The following is a 420-nucleotide window of genomic DNA, read 5'->3' as shown; positions in this document are numbered from 1 at the left end:
TGACCAGCTCGCAAGTACTGGGCCTGAGCACCGAGCAGGTCGCCCATCTGGAAACTGCCGACGTGGCCGCCCTGAAAACTTCGGTGATCGCCGCGCTGACCAGCAACCAGATCGGCGCGCTGACCACCGAAGACGTGGTCGCCCTGAAGAGCGCCCAGTTCGCCGCGATGAATTCGAACCAGCTGACCGGCCTGACCACCGAGCAGATCGTCGCGATGAACTCGACCCACTTCGGTGCGCTCAGCTCGGCCCAGTTCAACGCGCTGTCGACCAACAACATCGCCGCGATCGAAACCGCTGACATCGTTGGCCTGAAAACCAGCATCATCTCGTCGCTGAGCAGCGAGCAGTTCAAAGCGCTGGGCACCGAACAGGTAAAAGCACTGACCAGCGCCCAGTTCGGCGCGATCAACACCACCA

The 420-nt window shown here is 61.9% G+C and carries 1 pseudogene; it reads left to right on the top strand.

Annotation, left to right across the window (positions count from 1 at the left end):
• A pseudogene (locus tag KW842_RS27205) lies at positions 1–420 on the top strand (heme utilization protein); the annotation flags it as partial.

The organism is Duganella sp. sic0402 (assembly GCF_019219065.1).
Lineage (GTDB): Bacteria > Pseudomonadota > Gammaproteobacteria > Burkholderiales > Burkholderiaceae_D > Rugamonas.
Note: the sequence above shows the minus strand (reverse complement) of the source record. Positions and strands in the feature narration are given on the sequence as shown.